This is a genomic window from Paenarthrobacter sp. YAF11_1 (assembly GCF_052113445.1).
Taxonomy (GTDB): Bacteria; Actinomycetota; Actinomycetes; order Actinomycetales; family Micrococcaceae; genus Arthrobacter.
The window spans coordinates 58,944-74,341 of record NZ_JBFRDF010000008.1 but is presented as its reverse complement, the minus strand read 5'-3'; the positions used below and the strand labels follow the sequence as shown (position 1 = coordinate 74,341).

General features: G+C 62.7%; 7 protein-coding genes. 2 read left to right on the top strand and 5 right to left on the bottom strand.

Annotation, left to right across the window (positions count from 1 at the left end; translation table 11 throughout):
* The first annotated feature begins 72 nt into the window (after positions 1 to 72).
* Positions 73 to 441, top strand: a complete 369-nt coding sequence (locus AB4Y77_RS13760; RefSeq protein ID WP_442014338.1) for a hypothetical protein — start codon at positions 73 to 75, stop codon at positions 439 to 441.
* Positions 442 to 509: 68 nt separating this feature from the next.
* Here AB4Y77_RS13760 and AB4Y77_RS13755 read toward each other — a convergent pair whose 3' ends face one another.
* From AB4Y77_RS13755 to AB4Y77_RS13745, 3 genes are all read right to left on the bottom strand, one after another.
* Positions 510 to 935: a hypothetical protein gene (locus tag AB4Y77_RS13755; protein ID WP_442014337.1), complete on the bottom strand. Its 426-nt coding sequence runs from the start codon at positions 933 to 935 to the stop codon at positions 510 to 512.
* Between the two features lie 91 nt (positions 936 to 1,026).
* Entirely contained in the window at positions 1,027 to 10,875 is a 9,849-nt protein-coding gene (locus AB4Y77_RS13750; protein WP_442014336.1) for a DUF7507 domain-containing protein, read from the bottom strand.
* Between the two features lie 342 nt (positions 10,876 to 11,217).
* A complete protein-coding gene (locus AB4Y77_RS13745) occupies positions 11,218 to 12,876 on the bottom strand; it encodes a sigma-70 family RNA polymerase sigma factor (RefSeq protein ID WP_442014335.1) in 1,659 nt (552 codons plus the stop codon).
* Positions 12,877 to 12,984: 108 nt separating this feature from the next.
* Between AB4Y77_RS13745 and AB4Y77_RS13740 the strand changes: the two genes are divergently transcribed.
* Entirely contained in the window at positions 12,985 to 13,602 is a 618-nt protein-coding gene (locus tag AB4Y77_RS13740) for a hypothetical protein (protein WP_311211673.1), read from the top strand.
* Between the two features lie 3 nt (positions 13,603 to 13,605).
* Here AB4Y77_RS13740 and AB4Y77_RS13735 read toward each other — a convergent pair whose 3' ends face one another.
* Together AB4Y77_RS13735 and AB4Y77_RS13730 are read right to left on the bottom strand one after the other, a co-directional pair.
* Positions 13,606 to 13,962 carry a GNAT family N-acetyltransferase gene (locus AB4Y77_RS13735; RefSeq protein WP_311211674.1) on the bottom strand — a complete coding sequence of 119 codons (357 nt, stop codon included), beginning with the start codon at positions 13,960 to 13,962 and terminating at the stop codon, positions 13,606 to 13,608.
* The gene (locus AB4Y77_RS13730) at positions 13,959 to 15,323 is read right to left on the bottom strand and encodes an acyltransferase family protein (protein WP_442014334.1); all 1,365 of its coding nucleotides are present in this window, start codon (positions 15,321 to 15,323) and stop codon (positions 13,959 to 13,961) included. Before AB4Y77_RS13730 ends, AB4Y77_RS13735 begins: the two co-directional genes overlap by 4 nt.
* Between the last annotated feature and the right edge of the window lie 75 nt (positions 15,324 to 15,398).

The following is a 15,398-nucleotide window of genomic DNA, read 5'->3' as shown; positions in this document are numbered from 1 at the left end:
CTTTCCTGCCGGGAGCCGCGACGACAGGAGTAGAGTGCAAAGACTATCCGCAGTCAACGGTTGGGGGACCCTATGAAGGACCACGTCCACGAGCGCATCGGCTTCCGCGAAATCGACGAGCATGGCAACGCTGTGCAGGCCGTCAGCCCCCACGTGCCCGAGCCCGCGGATCCGGAACGCAAGCGCACTCCGGTCAACCCGTTCGTCATTGCGTTGTGGGTGATGGACGCCGGGTTGGCCTGGCTTGGGTTCTGGGCGCTGACCACTTCGGTCGGTGCGATGATGACGGGCCCCACGCCCGCCCAGTCCGCCGAGTCAGCCCAAGTGAACTTCATGATGCTCTCCAACGCGCCCTATGCTCTCTTGGCTGCCGCGCTGATCACCGCCGGTCTGCTGTTCTGGCACGCGGTGCAGTGGCAAAGAAAGCGGCCGACCAGGTAGTGAATACCTGATCGACCGCTTTGGCGTGGTGCCTGCAGCAGACCGCGCGTGTTACAAGACCGTGCCTGTTACAAAACCGTGGCCCCCAAGACGCACTTGATCTCTGTGGCCGGCTTGGTCACCTCTGCGTTGGCTACCCAGTCAAGGGCCTTGCCCGCTGCGGCGTCCTTAAAGGTTTGCTCCCCGCGGGCGAGGACGGCCGAGGTCTTCGAATCCACCCAACTGACAGTAATTTTGACCGTGCCCTTGGTTCCCTCGGGAGGAGTTACGGTCCCCTTCGCCGTCACCTTTCCCTGCGCAGTATCGCAGGAAGTCATCTTGGTGGCCTCGATGATGCCGGTGCCCGGGTTGGCAGGCTTCGTCTCACCCGTGGTGGCGGCCTGGGTTGTAGTTGACGACGGCGATGTCCCCGCCTCATTGCCCGCTGATGAACAGCCGGCGAGCGCGGCTGCTGAAACAAGCGCCCCCGCTATGAATGCGACAGTCTTCTTCATGGTGTGGCTACCTGGTTCTTTCTGGGTTGTACGTTTGATGAAAATGCGCGGCAACCGGGGTTGGGGCCCCGATTGCCGCGCACTTTTTGTCCTATGCCTCGGAACGCTTGCGGCGTCCAACGAGGAACAGGAACAGCCCCGCGCCAACTACCAGAAGGCTGATGGGCAACACGGTGAGGACAGCTCCCGTATTGGCCAGTGGGCCTTCAGGCTGGCTCGGAACAACCGGCGGGAAGGTCACAACAACACTTGCAGGTGGTGTGGTGACCGGGGGTCCCGTCGGAGGTGTACCCGTTGCGGTCGCCGTGTTGGCAACCTCGCCGGCATTAATATCCGCCTGGGTGATCGCATACGTTGCCGTAGCGGTCACGGTCTCACCGGGGAGCAGGGTTCCTGCAACACCGGGCCAGGTGTAGGCCAGGGCCGAGAGGCCCGGCATCGGATCGTTGATGGAGACGCCCGTCAACGGGACGTTCCCGGTGTTCTTCGCGGTGAACGTGTATGTGATCACGTCACCCACCTGGGTGGGATCTCCCACGGCCGAAGCATCGGCCGTCTTGGTGAACTCCACGCCTGCATTCGGGGTCAACGGGGTGTCCGTTTCACCCGGAGGAGGCGTCACCGGCGTGCCGGTGGGCGGAGTGCCGGTGGTGGTGGCCGAGTTGGCGACGTGGCCGGCATCGATGTCAGCCTGGGTGATGGCGTACGTTGCCGTAGCCTTCACTGTCTCACCGGGCAGCAGTGTGCCTGCTACCCCGGGCCAGGTGTACGTCAATGCCGAGAGGCCGGCCAGCGGATCCGTAATGGACACGTTGGTCAGGGTCACGTTGCCCGTGTTCTTGGCCGTGAAGTTGTAGGTGATCTTGTCACCCGCAACGGTGGGGTTCTGAACAGCGGAGACGTCCGCGGACTTGGTGAACTCCATTGCCGGAGCCGGAGTCAACGGGGTATCCGTCGTTCCCGGAGGAGGCGTTACAGGAGGACCAACCGGCGGGGTGCCGGTGGTGGTCGCCGAGTTGGCGACGTGACCGGCGTCGATATCAGCCACAGTGATGGCGTACGTTGCCGTAGCCGTCACCGTCTGACCGGGCAGCAGCTCGCCCGGAGTACCCGGCCAGGTGTAGCTCAGCGCCGAGAGACCAGCCAGCGGATCCGTGATGGACACGTTGGTCAGGGTGACGTTGCCCGTGTTCTTCGCAGAGAAGGTGTACGTGATCACGTCACCGGCCTTCGAAGGATCCTGGACCGCCGAAGCGTCAGCCGACTTGGTGAACTCCATCGCCGGTTTCGGGACCAGCGGGGTGTCCGTGGTTCCCGGAGGAGGCGCTACCGGCGGACCGGCGGGAGGAGTGCCAGTGGTCGTGGCGCTGTTCGCGACATGACCGGCGTCGATATCAGCCTGCGTGATGGCGTACGCTGCCGTAGCCGTCACCGTCTGACCGGGCTGCAGTGTTCCTGCAGCTCCGGGCCAGGTGTAGCTCAGCGCCGAGAGACCAGCCAGCGGATCCGTGATGGACACGTTGGTCAGAGTCACGTTGCCCGTGTTCTTCGCAGAGAAGGTGTACGTGATCACGTCACCGGCCTTCGAAAGATCGTGGACAGCCGAAGCGTCAGCGGACTTGGTGAACTCCATTGCCGGAGCCGGGGTCAACGGAGTATCCGTCTCTCCCGGAGGAGGCGTCACCGGCGGACCGGTGGGAGGAGTACCAGTGGTCGTGGCGCTGTTCGCGACATGACCGGCGTCGATATCAGCCTGCGTGATGCCATACGTTGCCGTAGCCGTCACCGTCTGGCCGGGCAGGAGGGTTCCTGCAGCTCCGGGCCAGGTGTAGCTCAGCGCCGAGAGACCAGCCAGCGGATCCGTAATGGACACGTTGGTCAGCGTGACGTTGCCCGTGTTCTTCGCGGAGAAGGCATACGTGATCACGTCACCGGCCTTGGAAGGATCCTGGACCGCCGAAGCGTCAGCGGACTTGGTGAACTCCATCGCCGGCTTCGGGGTCAACGGGGTGTCCGTGGTTCCCGGAGGAGGCGTCACCGGCGGGCCGGTGGGAGGAGTGCCAGTGGTCGTGGCGCTGTTCGCGACGTGACCGGCGTCGATATCCGCCTGGGTAATCGCGTAGCTTGCCGTAGCGGTCACGGTCTGACCCGGGAGCAGCTCGCCCGGAGTGCCCGGCCAAACGTACTCAAGGGCGGACAAACCGGCCAGCGGGTCCGTGATGGACACGTTGGTGAGGTTGACGTTGCCTGTGTTCTTGGCCGTGAACGTGTAGGTGATCTTGTCACCTGCGACGGACGGGTCCTGAACAGCGGAAGCGTCAGCTGTCTTGGTGAACTGCATCGCCGGAGCCGGGGTCAACGGGGTGTCCGTTGTTCCCGGAGGAGGCGTCACCGGAGGGCCAACAGGCGGAGTGCCCGTAGTGGTTGCCGCGTTCACAACATGGCCTGCATTGATGTCAGCTTGGGTAATCGCATACGTTGCCGTAGCCGTCACCGTCTGACCCGGCCGCAACTCGCCCGGAGTACCCGGCCAGGTGTATGCCAGTGCCGAGAGACCAGCCAGCGGATCGTCAATGGTGACGTTCTTCAGCGTGACATTGCCGGAGTTCTTCGCCGTGAAGGTGTAAGTGATCTGGTCACCAACAACTGCGGGTTTCTGAATGGCGGACGCGTCCGAGCTCTTGGTGAACTCCATTGCCGGAGCCGGGGTCAACGGGGTGTCCGTGGTTCCCGGAGGAGGCGTTACCGGCGGACCGGTGGGAGGAGTACCAGTGGTGGTGGCACTGTTGGCGACATGACCGGCGTCGATATCAGCCTGCGTGATGGCATACGATGCCGAAGCCGTCACCGTCTGACCGGGCAGGAGGGTTCCTTCTGCGCCTGGCCAGGCGTAAGCCAGTGCCGAGAGGCCAGCCAGCGGATCGTTGATGACCACACCGGTGAGCTTCACGTTTCCGATGTTCTTCGCGGAGAAGGTGTACGTAATAACGTCACCAACCTTCGAAGGATCCTGGATTGCCGAGGCGTCGGCCGACTTGGTGAACTCCAACGCCGGAGCCGGGGTCAACGGAGTATCCGTGGTTCCCGGAGGAGGCGTCACCGGCGGGCCGGTGGGAGGAGTACCCGTAGTAGTCGCCGCATTGGCAACATGTCCGGCGTCGATATCAGCCTGGGCGATGGCATACGTTGCCGTAGCAGTCACGGTCTGACCCGGAAGCAACTCGCCGGGGGTACCCGGCCAGGTGTACTTGAGGGCAGACAAGCCGGCCAGCGGATCGTTGATGACCACACCGGTGAGCTTCACGTTGCCCGTGTTCTTCGAGGTGAAGGTGTACGTAATAACGTCGCCAACCTTCGAAGGATCCTGGACAGCCGAAGCATCAGCAGTCTTGCTGAACTCCATGGCCGGTGCCGGGGTCAACGGGGTGTCCGTCGTTCCCGGAGGAGGCGTGACAGGAGGACCAACCGGCGGAGTGCCGGTGGTCGTGGCGCTGTTCGCGACATGTCCGGCGTCGATATCAGCCTGCGTGATGGCGTATGTTGCCGTAGCCGTCACGGTCTGACCCGCCTGCAGCTCCCCGGGAGTGCCCGGCCAGGTGTAAGCCAGCGCCGAGAGACCAGCCAGCGGATCCGTGATGGACACGTTGGTCAGAGTCACGTTGCCCGTGTTTTTGGCCGTGAAGGTGTAGGTGATTTGATCGCCCACAACTGCGGGGTGCTGAATGCCCGAGGCATCCGCGGACTTGGTGAACTGCATCGCCGGGCCGGGGGTCAACGGAGTGTCCGTGGTTCCCGGAGGAGGCGTTACAGGAGGACCAACCGGCGGAGTGCCCGTGGTGGTTGCCGCATTGGCGACATGACCGGCGTCGATGTCTGCCTGCGTGATGGCGTACGTCGCCGTAGCCGTCACGGTCTGGCCCGGAAGCAACTCGCCGGGGGTACCAGGCCAGGTGTAGGTCAGCGCCGAGAGACCGGCCAGCGGATCCGCAATGGACACGTTGGTGAGCTTGACGTTGCCGGTGTTCTTCGAGGTGAAGGTATACGTAATAACGTCACCCACAACCGAAGGATCCTGGATGTCAGAAGCGTCAGCGGACTTGCTGAACGCCATCGCGGGAGCCGGGGTCAACGGGGTATCCGTCGTTCCCGGAGGAGGCGTCACCGGAGGGCCAACGGGCGGAGTGCCGGTGGTCGTGGCGCTGTTCGCGACACGACCGGCGTCGATATCAGCCTGGGTAATTGCGTACGTTGCCGTAGCCGTCACCGACTGGCCCGGGAGCAGCTCGCCGGGGGTACCCGGCCAGGTGTACTCAAGGGAAGACAGACCGGCCAAGGGGTCATTGATGACTACACCGGTCAGCTTGACGTTGCCACTGTTCTTCGCCGTGAACGTGTAGGTGATCAGGTCACCTGCAACGGACGGGTTCTGGATAGCGGAGGCGTCAGCCGACTTGGTGAACTGCATCGCCGGAGCCGGAGTCAACGGAGTATCCGTTGTTCCCGGAGGAGGCGTCACCGGAGGGCCAACAGGCGGAGTGCCCGTAGTGGTCGCAGAGTTAGCGACATGACCGGCGTCGATATCAGCCTGGGTGATGGCGTACGTTGCCGTAGCCGTCACGGTCTGGCCGGGCAGGAGGGTTCCTGCCGCCCCGGGCCACGTGTACGTCAGTGCCGAGAGACCAGCCAGCGGATCCGTAATGGACACGTTGGTCAGGGTCACGTTGCCGCTGTTCTTCGCCGTGAAGCCGTAGGTGATCAGGTCACCAACAACCGCCGGGTTCTGGATAGCGGAGGCATCCGAGGACTTGGTGAACTCCATGGCCGGAGCCGGGGTCAACGGGGTGTCCGTTGTTCCCGGAGGAGGCGTCACCGGAGGGCCAACGGGCGGGGTGCCCGTAGTGGTTGCCGAGTTGGCAACATGCCCGGCATCGATATCAGCCTGGTTGATGGCGTACGATGCCGTCGCCGTCACCGTCTGGCCAGGCAGAAGGGTTCCTGCCACTCCGGGCCACGCGTACGTCAGWGCCGAGAGACCAGCCAGCGGATCCGTGATGGATACGTTGGTCAGGGTCACGTTGCCGCTGTTCTTCGCCGTGAAGGTGTAGACGATGCGATCGCCCACGACAGATGGATCCTGAACACCGGAGGCATCAGCAGATTTACTGAATTCCATGGCCGGAGCCGGAGTCAGTGGGGTATCAGTACCAGCCGGAGGAGGCGTCACTGCGGGACCGGTGGGCGGAGTGCCCACGGTGGTTGCAGTGTTCGCGACGTGGCCGGCATTGATGTCAGCCTGGGTAATCGCATACGTTGCTGTAGCGGTCACCGTCTGGCCGGGAAGCAGCTCGCCGGGGGTTCCCGGCCAAGTGTATTCCAGTCCCGAGAGGCCCGGCAGCGGGTCATTGATGACCACACCAGTGAGCTTCACGTTGCCCGTGTTCTTGGAAGTGAACGTGTAGCTGATCTGATCCCCCACGACGGAGGGCGACTGGATATCCGAAGCGTCAGCCGTCTTGCTGAACTCCATGGCCGGAGCCGGAGTCAACGGAGTATCCGTGGTTCCCGGAGGAGGCGTGACAGGAGGACCAACAGGCGGAGTGCCGGTGGTCGTGGCGCTGTTCGCGACGTGACCGGCGTTGATGTCAGCCTGGGTGATGGCGTACGTTGCCGTAGCCGTGACGGTCTGGCCCGGAAGCAACTCACCCGGGGTGCCCGGCCAGGTGTAAACCAAAGCCGAAAGACCAGCCAGCGGGTCCGTGATGGACACATTGGTGAGCTTCACGTTGCCCGTGTTCTTCGAAGTGAACGTGTAGACGATGCGATCGCCCACAACAGACGGATCCTGAACAGCCGAGGCATCCGCGGACTTGCTGAACTCCATGGCCGGAGCCGGAGTCAACGGAGTATCCGTCGTTCCCGGAGGAGGCGTGACAGGAGGACCAACCGGCGGAGTGCCGGTGGTCGTGGCGCTGTTCGCGACATGACCGGCGTCGATATCAGCCTGCGTGATGGCGTACGTTGCCGTAGCCGTCACCGACTGACCGGGAAGCAACTCGCCGGGCGTACCCGGCCAGGTGTAGGTCAACGTCGAAAGGCCAGCAAGCGGATCGTTGATGGACACGTTTGTCAGCTTCACGTTGCCCGTGTTCTTCGAGGTGAACGTGTAGGTGATCTGGTCACCCACAACCGACGGATCCTGGATCGCCGAAGCATCAGCAGACTTGCTGAACTCCAAGGCAGGTCCAGGCGTCAACGGGGTATCCGTACCAGCCGGAGGCGGTGTTACCGCGGGACCGGTGGGCGGAGTACCCGTGGTGGTCGCAACATTCGCCACATGACCGGCGTCGATATCAGCCTGCGTAATGGCATACGTTGCCGTAGCCGTTACAGACTGGGCCGGAAGCAACTCGCCCGGAGTACCGGGCCAGGTGTAGGTCAGGGCCGACAGACCCGCGAGCGGATCGCTGATGACAACACCAGTCAGCTTCACGTTGCCCGTGTTCTTCGAGGTGAACGTGTAGGTGATCTGGTCACCCACTACCGACGGATCCTGGATCGCCGAAGCATCAGCGGACTTGGTCAACTCCATGGCCGGACCAGCCGTCAACGGAGTGTCCGTACCAGCCGGAGGAGGCGTGACAGCAGGACCAGTGGGCGGGTTGCCTATGGTGGTCGCGACATTCGCAACATGACCGGCGTCGATATCAGCCTGCGTGATGGCGTACGTTGCCGTAGCCATCACCGACTGACCCGGAAGCAACTCACCTGCGGCACCAGGCCACGTGTAAACCAGCGGTGAAAGTCCAGCCAGCGGGTCATCAATGACCACACCTGTGAGCTTCACATTGCCCGTGTTCTTCGAAGTGAACGTGTAGCTGATCTGATCGCCCACAACAGACGGATTCTGGATGTCCGAACCGTCAGCCGACTTGGTGAACTCCATAGCGGGAGCCGCAGTCAGCGGAGTGTCCGTGGTTCCCGGAGGAGGCGTCACCGGAGGCCCAACAGGCGGGGTGCCCGTGGTCGTCGCCGCATTGGCGACATGACCGGCGTCGATATCAGCCTGAGTGATGGCATACGTTGCCGTAGCCGTCACCGTCTGCCCCGGAAGCAACTCACCAGGAGTGCCCGGCCAGGTGTAAACCAAAGCCGAAAGGCCAACCAGGGGATCATTGATGGACACGTTGGTCAACGGCACATTGCCGGAGTTCTTGGACGTGAACTTATAGGTGATGACGTCACCCACAACGGACGGATCCTGAATCGCCGACGCATCGGCGGACTTGCTGAACTCCATGGCCGGAGTAGACGTCAGCGGAGTGTCCGTGGTTCCCGGAGGAGGCGTCACCGGAGGACCAACAGGCGGGGTGCCCGTGGTGGTTGCCGAGTTCGCCACGTGACCGGCCGTGATGTCAGCCTGCGTGATGGCGTACGTTGCCGTAGCCGTCACCGTCTGGCCCGGAAGCAACTCGCCCGGAGTACCCGGCCAGGTGTAGGTCAACGTCGAAAGGCCCGCCAACGGATCGTTGATGGACACGTTGGTCAGCGGAACGTTACCGGTGTTCTTGGACGTGAACGTGTAGGTGATCTGGTCACCAACAACCGACGGATCCTGAATGCCCGAGGCATCAGCAGACTTGCTGAACTCCATGGCCGGAGCCGGAGTCAGGGGGGTATCAGTCCCAGCCGGGGGCGGTGTTACCGCGGGACCGGTGGGCGGAGTGCCGGTGGTAGTCGCCGTGTTGGCGACGTGACCGGCGTTGATGTCGGCCTGCGTGATGGCGTACGTCGCCGTAGCGGTGACGGTCTGGCCGGGCAGCAGGGTTCCTGCAGCACCGGGCCAGGTGTAGGTCAATGCAGACAGGCCACCCAATGGATCGATGATGGACACGTTGGTCAGGGATACATTGCCCGTGTTCTTGGAAGTGAACGTGTAGGTGATCTGGTCACCAACAACCGACGGATCCTGGATATCCGAGGCATCAGCAGACTTGCTGAACTCCATGGCCGGAGCCGGAGTCAGCGGAGTATCGGTACCTGCAGGCGGCGGGGAAACGGGAGGACCTGTCGGAGGATTACCCGTGGTGGTGGCAAGGTTGGCCACGTGTCCTGCATCGATATCAGCCTGGGTGATGGCATAGGTGGCCATGGCAGTCACGGTTTCGCCGGGCAACAGAGTGCCCGCAGTTCCCGGCCAGGTGTAGGTCAATGCCGACAATCCAGCCAAGGGGTCGTTGATGGTGACACCCGTCAGCGGCACGTTGCCCGTGTTGGTGGACGTGAACGTGTAGGTGATCTGGTCACCCACAACAGACGGATCCTGGATGTCCGAAGCGTCAGCGGACTTGGTGAATTCCAACTCCGGTGCCGGGACGGCCGTGTTGGTGAGAACACAGCTGATATCGGCGCCTGCAACTGGCACCAAGGAGTATGCAGAATCTACTACTGCTCCATTGGGCAATCCTGCCTGAAGACCGTTGGCATCAACGCAGGTGATCACCTTGCTGTAACCCGAGAGGTTGGTTCCCGACTCCGTCAAGTAGTAGGTTGCGCCGGCATCAGCGACGTATTCGCCGGTGACACCCGTACCTGCGGTAACGGTGGAGCCTGTACCAGTTGTGGTGGCGTTGGCAGTGTTGCTGACAACAGGACCGGTAGCCGAGCCGGTGCGGATTTCAGTGGTGAACTGATCCGAATCCATCAGGCGGGTGGCATCCAGTGCCTTGCTCAGTTCAAGGCGCGGGGCCTTGACTACCAAGGTGGCGTCTGCCGGCGGGTTCAGGTTGGTGGCAATGTTGGCGGGACCGTTGACGTAGGTGCCCTCGGCCGCTGCCGTGACGTCCACCGTAATGGTGCAGGAGGTCATGCCCAGGGCGATGTCGCCGCCGGTGACCGAGAAGACATTGCTGCCGGCAATTGCCGTGCGTACCAAGGGATTGGTTCCCGAAGCCTGCACGCAAGTGCCACCCATATTTGGGGTAGGAGCGATAACGACGCCGGCAGGAAGGGTGTCCGTGATGAACCAGTCGTTCTTGGCCTTCAGGTCGTCGGTGTTGGTCACCGTCAGGGTCACCGTGGAGGTTCCGCCCGGTCCGATGAGGGAGGGCGTGAAGGACTTGTCCACCTGGGGCGTGACGTCCACGATCTGCGGAAGGTCGAAAGCGACATCGTTGCCGGAACCGCTGGTGGCTTCATTCCTCAGTTCAAGACCAAGGGAGGGAGAGGTGCCCATGGGAATCTGGAAGGCTGCAGACTGGAGTTCTGTGACGTGGACCCGTGCCAGGTTGCTGGCGCCACAGGGGTCCAGGCCCGTACTGAGAACCTGTCGGGTTCCGTTGATAAGCAGGCTGAAAGTCTCTTTGGCGTGCGTCGCCTGGCAGTTTACCTGGGCGAAGTACGCAGATACCGCGTAGTAATGACCGGCAATAGCCGGGATGGTGTTGGCTTCGGTGCGGAACTGGACGCCCGCAGCGATCTGGCCGCTGGGATTGTTGGTGTATTCGGACAGGGCCTGGTTAGTGGCGGCCTGGGTGGCCGTTTGCCCTTGGGCCTGGCCGAGGGCCACCGCCATTTGACCGATTTGGCCCCAGCCAGCAGGCTGGTTGTTGACGCAACCGGCGTCTGAGGTGGGCAACGGGGTGGAAGAGTTCATCACCCAGCCATTGCATTGTCCGCCGGCCGGAGTATAGGGAGCGTCGGCGAAGTATGTTTCGTTGGCAGCTTCAGTGCCACCGGTGTAATTGAGGATGCTGATGGCACCGCCAGTGGCGTTCTCGTTGGAGAAGTCCTCGGTATAGACAGGTGTTCCGGGTTGGGCGACACCCGGTGACCCCGGGACTGTCGCCAAGGCCGGCGGCGCTAAGGCGCCGCCCACCCCCAGGGACATGATCGCTGTGGCGACTACTGCCGCCAACAGCTTTTGTGGACGTGTGTGTTTCACGGTCTCTCGCTTTTCTGTGTCACGCAAGAGGACGACTCGCAGAAGCGAATCGGCATCGAGCTAGGCTACTCGCCAGTACTCCAGTGGACGGAGACGACTCTTCGTGACGCGAAAAACGCGGAAAATCCAAAAAAGATTAAAGAGACTGGCAGTCGACCTCATCGGTAACGGCCTCAGGTGCCCGGGCAGGTGCCGGGCAGGTGGCAGGCTGGTGGCCGGGCTGCCGGCCTGGAGCTGCTTATGAACGGCCGTGCCTGAGCAGTCGGCTGAGCGGAGGAGCCTGGAACCAAACGCCGGAGGGCGCAACGAAGACCATCACCAGCCCGGAAAGCCCTGTGGTGCCTAGCTGAACGTATTGGTGAAGTTCTTGGTGATGACGCCCTGCCCGGCAAACCGGTAGTCCAGCGTTCCAGTTACGGCGGAGGCTGGCATGGCTATTCCCAGCACGAACGAGAGGTCGTTGCCGGCCAAGGAGTCGGTACTGCACCGGATCAGGCGGTCTCCCCCAGAGACACCGGCGCACGTCCACCCCGCGGGAGCGAGGGTTTTCCCAGCCAGGAACGTTGCCTGGCCAGGCAGGGTGAAGTCCACGTGGCCGGTAGTCGGCGTGCCCTGTCCCTCAAGCGCGAACTGCACTTTCAGTTCCCGTTCGGTGGGGTTCGCCCCCTGGGCAGCTGTGAACCTGGCATCAACCGTCTGGGTAGCGGGTGCCGCAGGAGGCACGCCACTGGGTGCCGGCGTCGACGTCACCGTACCGGAGTCCACCACAACAGCCTTCCGCTGCGGGACCGCGGCTGGTAGAGACACGACGGCGGGAGGTTCCGGCAGCGCTGCGACCGGAGTGTCGGGCGAGGGAGTTGTTGCCCGTGGAATCACGACCGCGGGAGATTCCGGTACTGCAGGCAAGGACGCGGTGGCGAGTGGAGTTGCCGTGGGCAGCGACGTCTCCTGAGCTGGCGGGAGGTTGGAGACGGCCTCGGACGTAGCCGTGGATTGGGACGCCGGGCTTGGCTGAAGGAACCAGATGAGGGTCCCTGCCAACGCCATGACGCCCACTACCAGTGCGGCCGTCAACTTCCACGCGTTGCTGAGGCCACGGATGCCCTGGGTAGCGATATTTCCCGGTACAGCGGTGCTCCCGGCACCTCCGTTTACTGTCGCTGCCACGGTGCCGCCGAATCCGATGGCCGCCGCTCCAGCCGGCGTGAAAGTGATTCCCGTCAGAAGGGGGAAGAGGATGGAGCGCATGCCGCCCTGGATGTCATTGAGTTCAATCAACAAGGCCGTGCATTTGGCACAGCCTTCCAGGTGGGCGCCGACTTTCTCCGAGGAAGTGCGCTTCAACGCATTCCGGGCGTACTTGCCCAGCTGGCCGGCGTATTCGTCGCAGGCCTGATCCACGGTCCGGCCGATGTGCTGTTGCAGGTAGGCCTGCCGCAGGCCTTCCCTGGCCCTGAGCGCCAGCGCCGAAACACCATTGGGACTCAGGCCCACGAAGGGAGCGGCCGCTGCAGGTTTCAGGCCCTCGATATCCAGGTGCCACAGAACAGCCTGYCAGCGCTCCGGCAGGGATTTGAACGCCTTGGCCATCATGCTTGACTCAAGTTCGCTGACTACTTGATCGTTGTCCATGACCGGAGCGTCGAGGATGGCGTCGTCCTCTGCGATGGGCATCCGGCGGGCTTTCCGGTTTCGATCGTGGGCGGTGCGCCGCACCACGGTCAGGAGGTAGGACCGGAAGAACTCCTTGGGCCCCTTGCCTTCCGTCAGCAGCTGAAAAATCGCAGCGAAAGACTCGGCCACCACATCATCCGCATCGCTCGGGTTGTCTGTCTGGGAACGGGCTACAAACTGTGCCACCTTCATGTGCCGCTGATAGAGCACGTCGAAGGCATCCGTGACGCCTTCGCGTACCAGAGCCATGATCTGCGGATCGCTGCCGGTGGGCATCGCCGAAAGTGGTGACACGGCGTCGGCGGTGACGGCAACTACTTGATCCATAAACAATAGTGTGACATCAGAAACCGTGTGACTTGAATCGAGGGTTCCGGACCTGTAGAGAACTTTTGTTTTGGCATCACGTTTTCCACGTTGCCCGCACTAATAGACATGACACTTCTGAACCCTGGTGCGAATCGAGGAATGATGGACATCCGCCGCCCGCGCCCTCTCCTGAAACTGATGCGCGCTGTCCATAAGGACGGAACACGACAACCGAGCGGGATTGTTCGTGGATTGCCGCCCCACAGATCAGCGCCGCTCACCCGTAAGAAGACAGCAGGGCGTGCCACCTTGGTCTATGGAGCGGACCGCCCCGTAGCCATTCCGGGAGACACCGTCATCTTCACAGCATGGATTACCAACAGCTCCGCAAGCCACCTGCGGGACGTGACACTGGTGCCGCGTTCCTTCACCAACGAGGGCATGGAGATCCTCCAGTACACCTCGGAACCCGTGGAACGCGATCTTCGGATCGCGCTTCTGGCTCCCGGCCAATCCGTCATGCGGAGCTTCGCGTATTTGGTGACCGACGCAGACCATATCCATGGGGGCAGCCTGGTCAGCGCCATGCAGGTCCATGCCACCTGCCGCGGCCAGGTGGTTTCCGATGAAAATGACGCAATCGTGTCCCTCAGCGGCGCACGGACGGACTGGCCCTTCCCGGCGGACAGGGCGGGCCAGTTGCCTAAACGAAGGAAGAGAGCGGAGCAGCCAACGCCCGCGTAGGTCCTATTCGTTGTCCGGTTCGCCTACCGGCTTCTCGGCAGGCCAATCAACATCCTGTTCGTAGCCCTCGTGCTTTGTCAGGTACGCGGCGATGTACGGGCAATGCGGGATGATGCGCTTGCCGGATGCCACAACATCGTCCAGCGCGAAGTGCGCCAGGACTTTAGCCAGGCCTTGGCCGTTAAACCCGGGCTTGGTTTCTGTGTGGATGAAGTCGATGTGACCGGGCCGATCAAGGAATTGTGAAATCACGGCCAACTCGCCGTCTACATGCAGCTCATAGCGGTGGAATTTATCGTTGCGCACCGTGGTGACGCCAGGACGGAACGATTCTGCCAGTGAATCCGTGTACTCGGTCATGGTTCGAGATTGGCACTTAAACCTGGCTCTGGCAACGTGGACACCCTTCTTACGCGGTGCTGCGGGACCTCCACTCCAGACGATGGCGGCAGCACCGGCGTCGGAACCCTCCCCAGCAACAGGACTGAAAGGGCAAAGCACGCCGCTCCCCCACCCAACAAGGCAAGTGTCAGGCCGTTTAACGCGGCGTCCGCAAGCGGGATCAAAACGACGACGGCGGCCGTCGCCACAGCGGCACGCGAGGGACCCCGCGCGTGGCTTGCCGCCGTCGGACGGTTCTCCAACCACCCACAAAGCCACACCACCGGCACCAGCAACGCGACCACGGCAAGGAAAACCGGAATCCTGGCCCACCACCACTCCGGCGTGCCACCTACGGGTTTGGGCACGTCGGTGAGCAACAACAACCCTGACATGCCCACCAGCAACGGAAGATGCCACAGGTAAATCGTCATGGACCTGCGACCGGCCACGGCAATGACTGCCTGGATCCAGCGGACTCCCGCGAGCCAGGTGATGCCGTTCCGGAGCAGCTGAAGTGTCGCGACCTGCGAGACGCCCAACAGCAGCAAGCACATGTTGGGTGGATTGATATTTACCACCATGTTTCCCGGGTAAACCGCCACCCCCGTCACCAGTCCCAACAACAGGTTGCTGGTGACAATGACACCCACCAGCCAGGTACGGCTGCGCTGTTCGAAGAAGCCATCCGCCATCAGGAAACCCAATTGCTGGACCGCGCACCACACGAAGATCAGGTTGGTGAACGCGAGCACGGGAAGTGCGCCTCGAAGTGAGTCGACCGTGATGATCAGCGCCACCAACGCGGCGAAGGTCAGCAATGGTGCGCGTTCGTGCAAGCTGGCCAGGAATGGAACGCTGAGCTGCGCCGTGAGGTAGGCGGCCAGGAACCACAGCGGCATGGCGGCGCCGGCTGTCATGAGCTGAATGACCTGGGGGTGGACACCCAGCAGCAGCGCGACCCACAGCCCTCCCCACATGGCGGCGAGCAATGCCATGGCAGGGCGGACCAGTCGGAGGAGCCGGAGTTGGGCGAAGTCGAATCCGGTACCGCCGCGTGCTTTCAGGCGCCGCCACGACTGCAAGCCCGTCACACCGCCCAGCACGAAGAACAGTGGAACGATCATGAGGGCCCAGGCCACAGGGGTAAACCAGCTTTGCTCCATGAGCACGTTCTCCGTGGTGACCGTGCCGTCCTTCTGCAGAACAGGGTTGGCCATCATGCAATGCGCTGCCACCACCAGGAGCAGGCAGGTGAATCGGACAAGGTCGATCGCCGGATCCCTCTGCGCCACCGTGTCCCGGTGTGCGCGGGGGTGCGCTTGCCATTCCCGCTCCATGGCTCTCCCTTGGAACCCACGCACCTGCGTGTTGACTCCATTGTCCGCCCGTCGAAGGGGCGGAGCCAGCAGGCG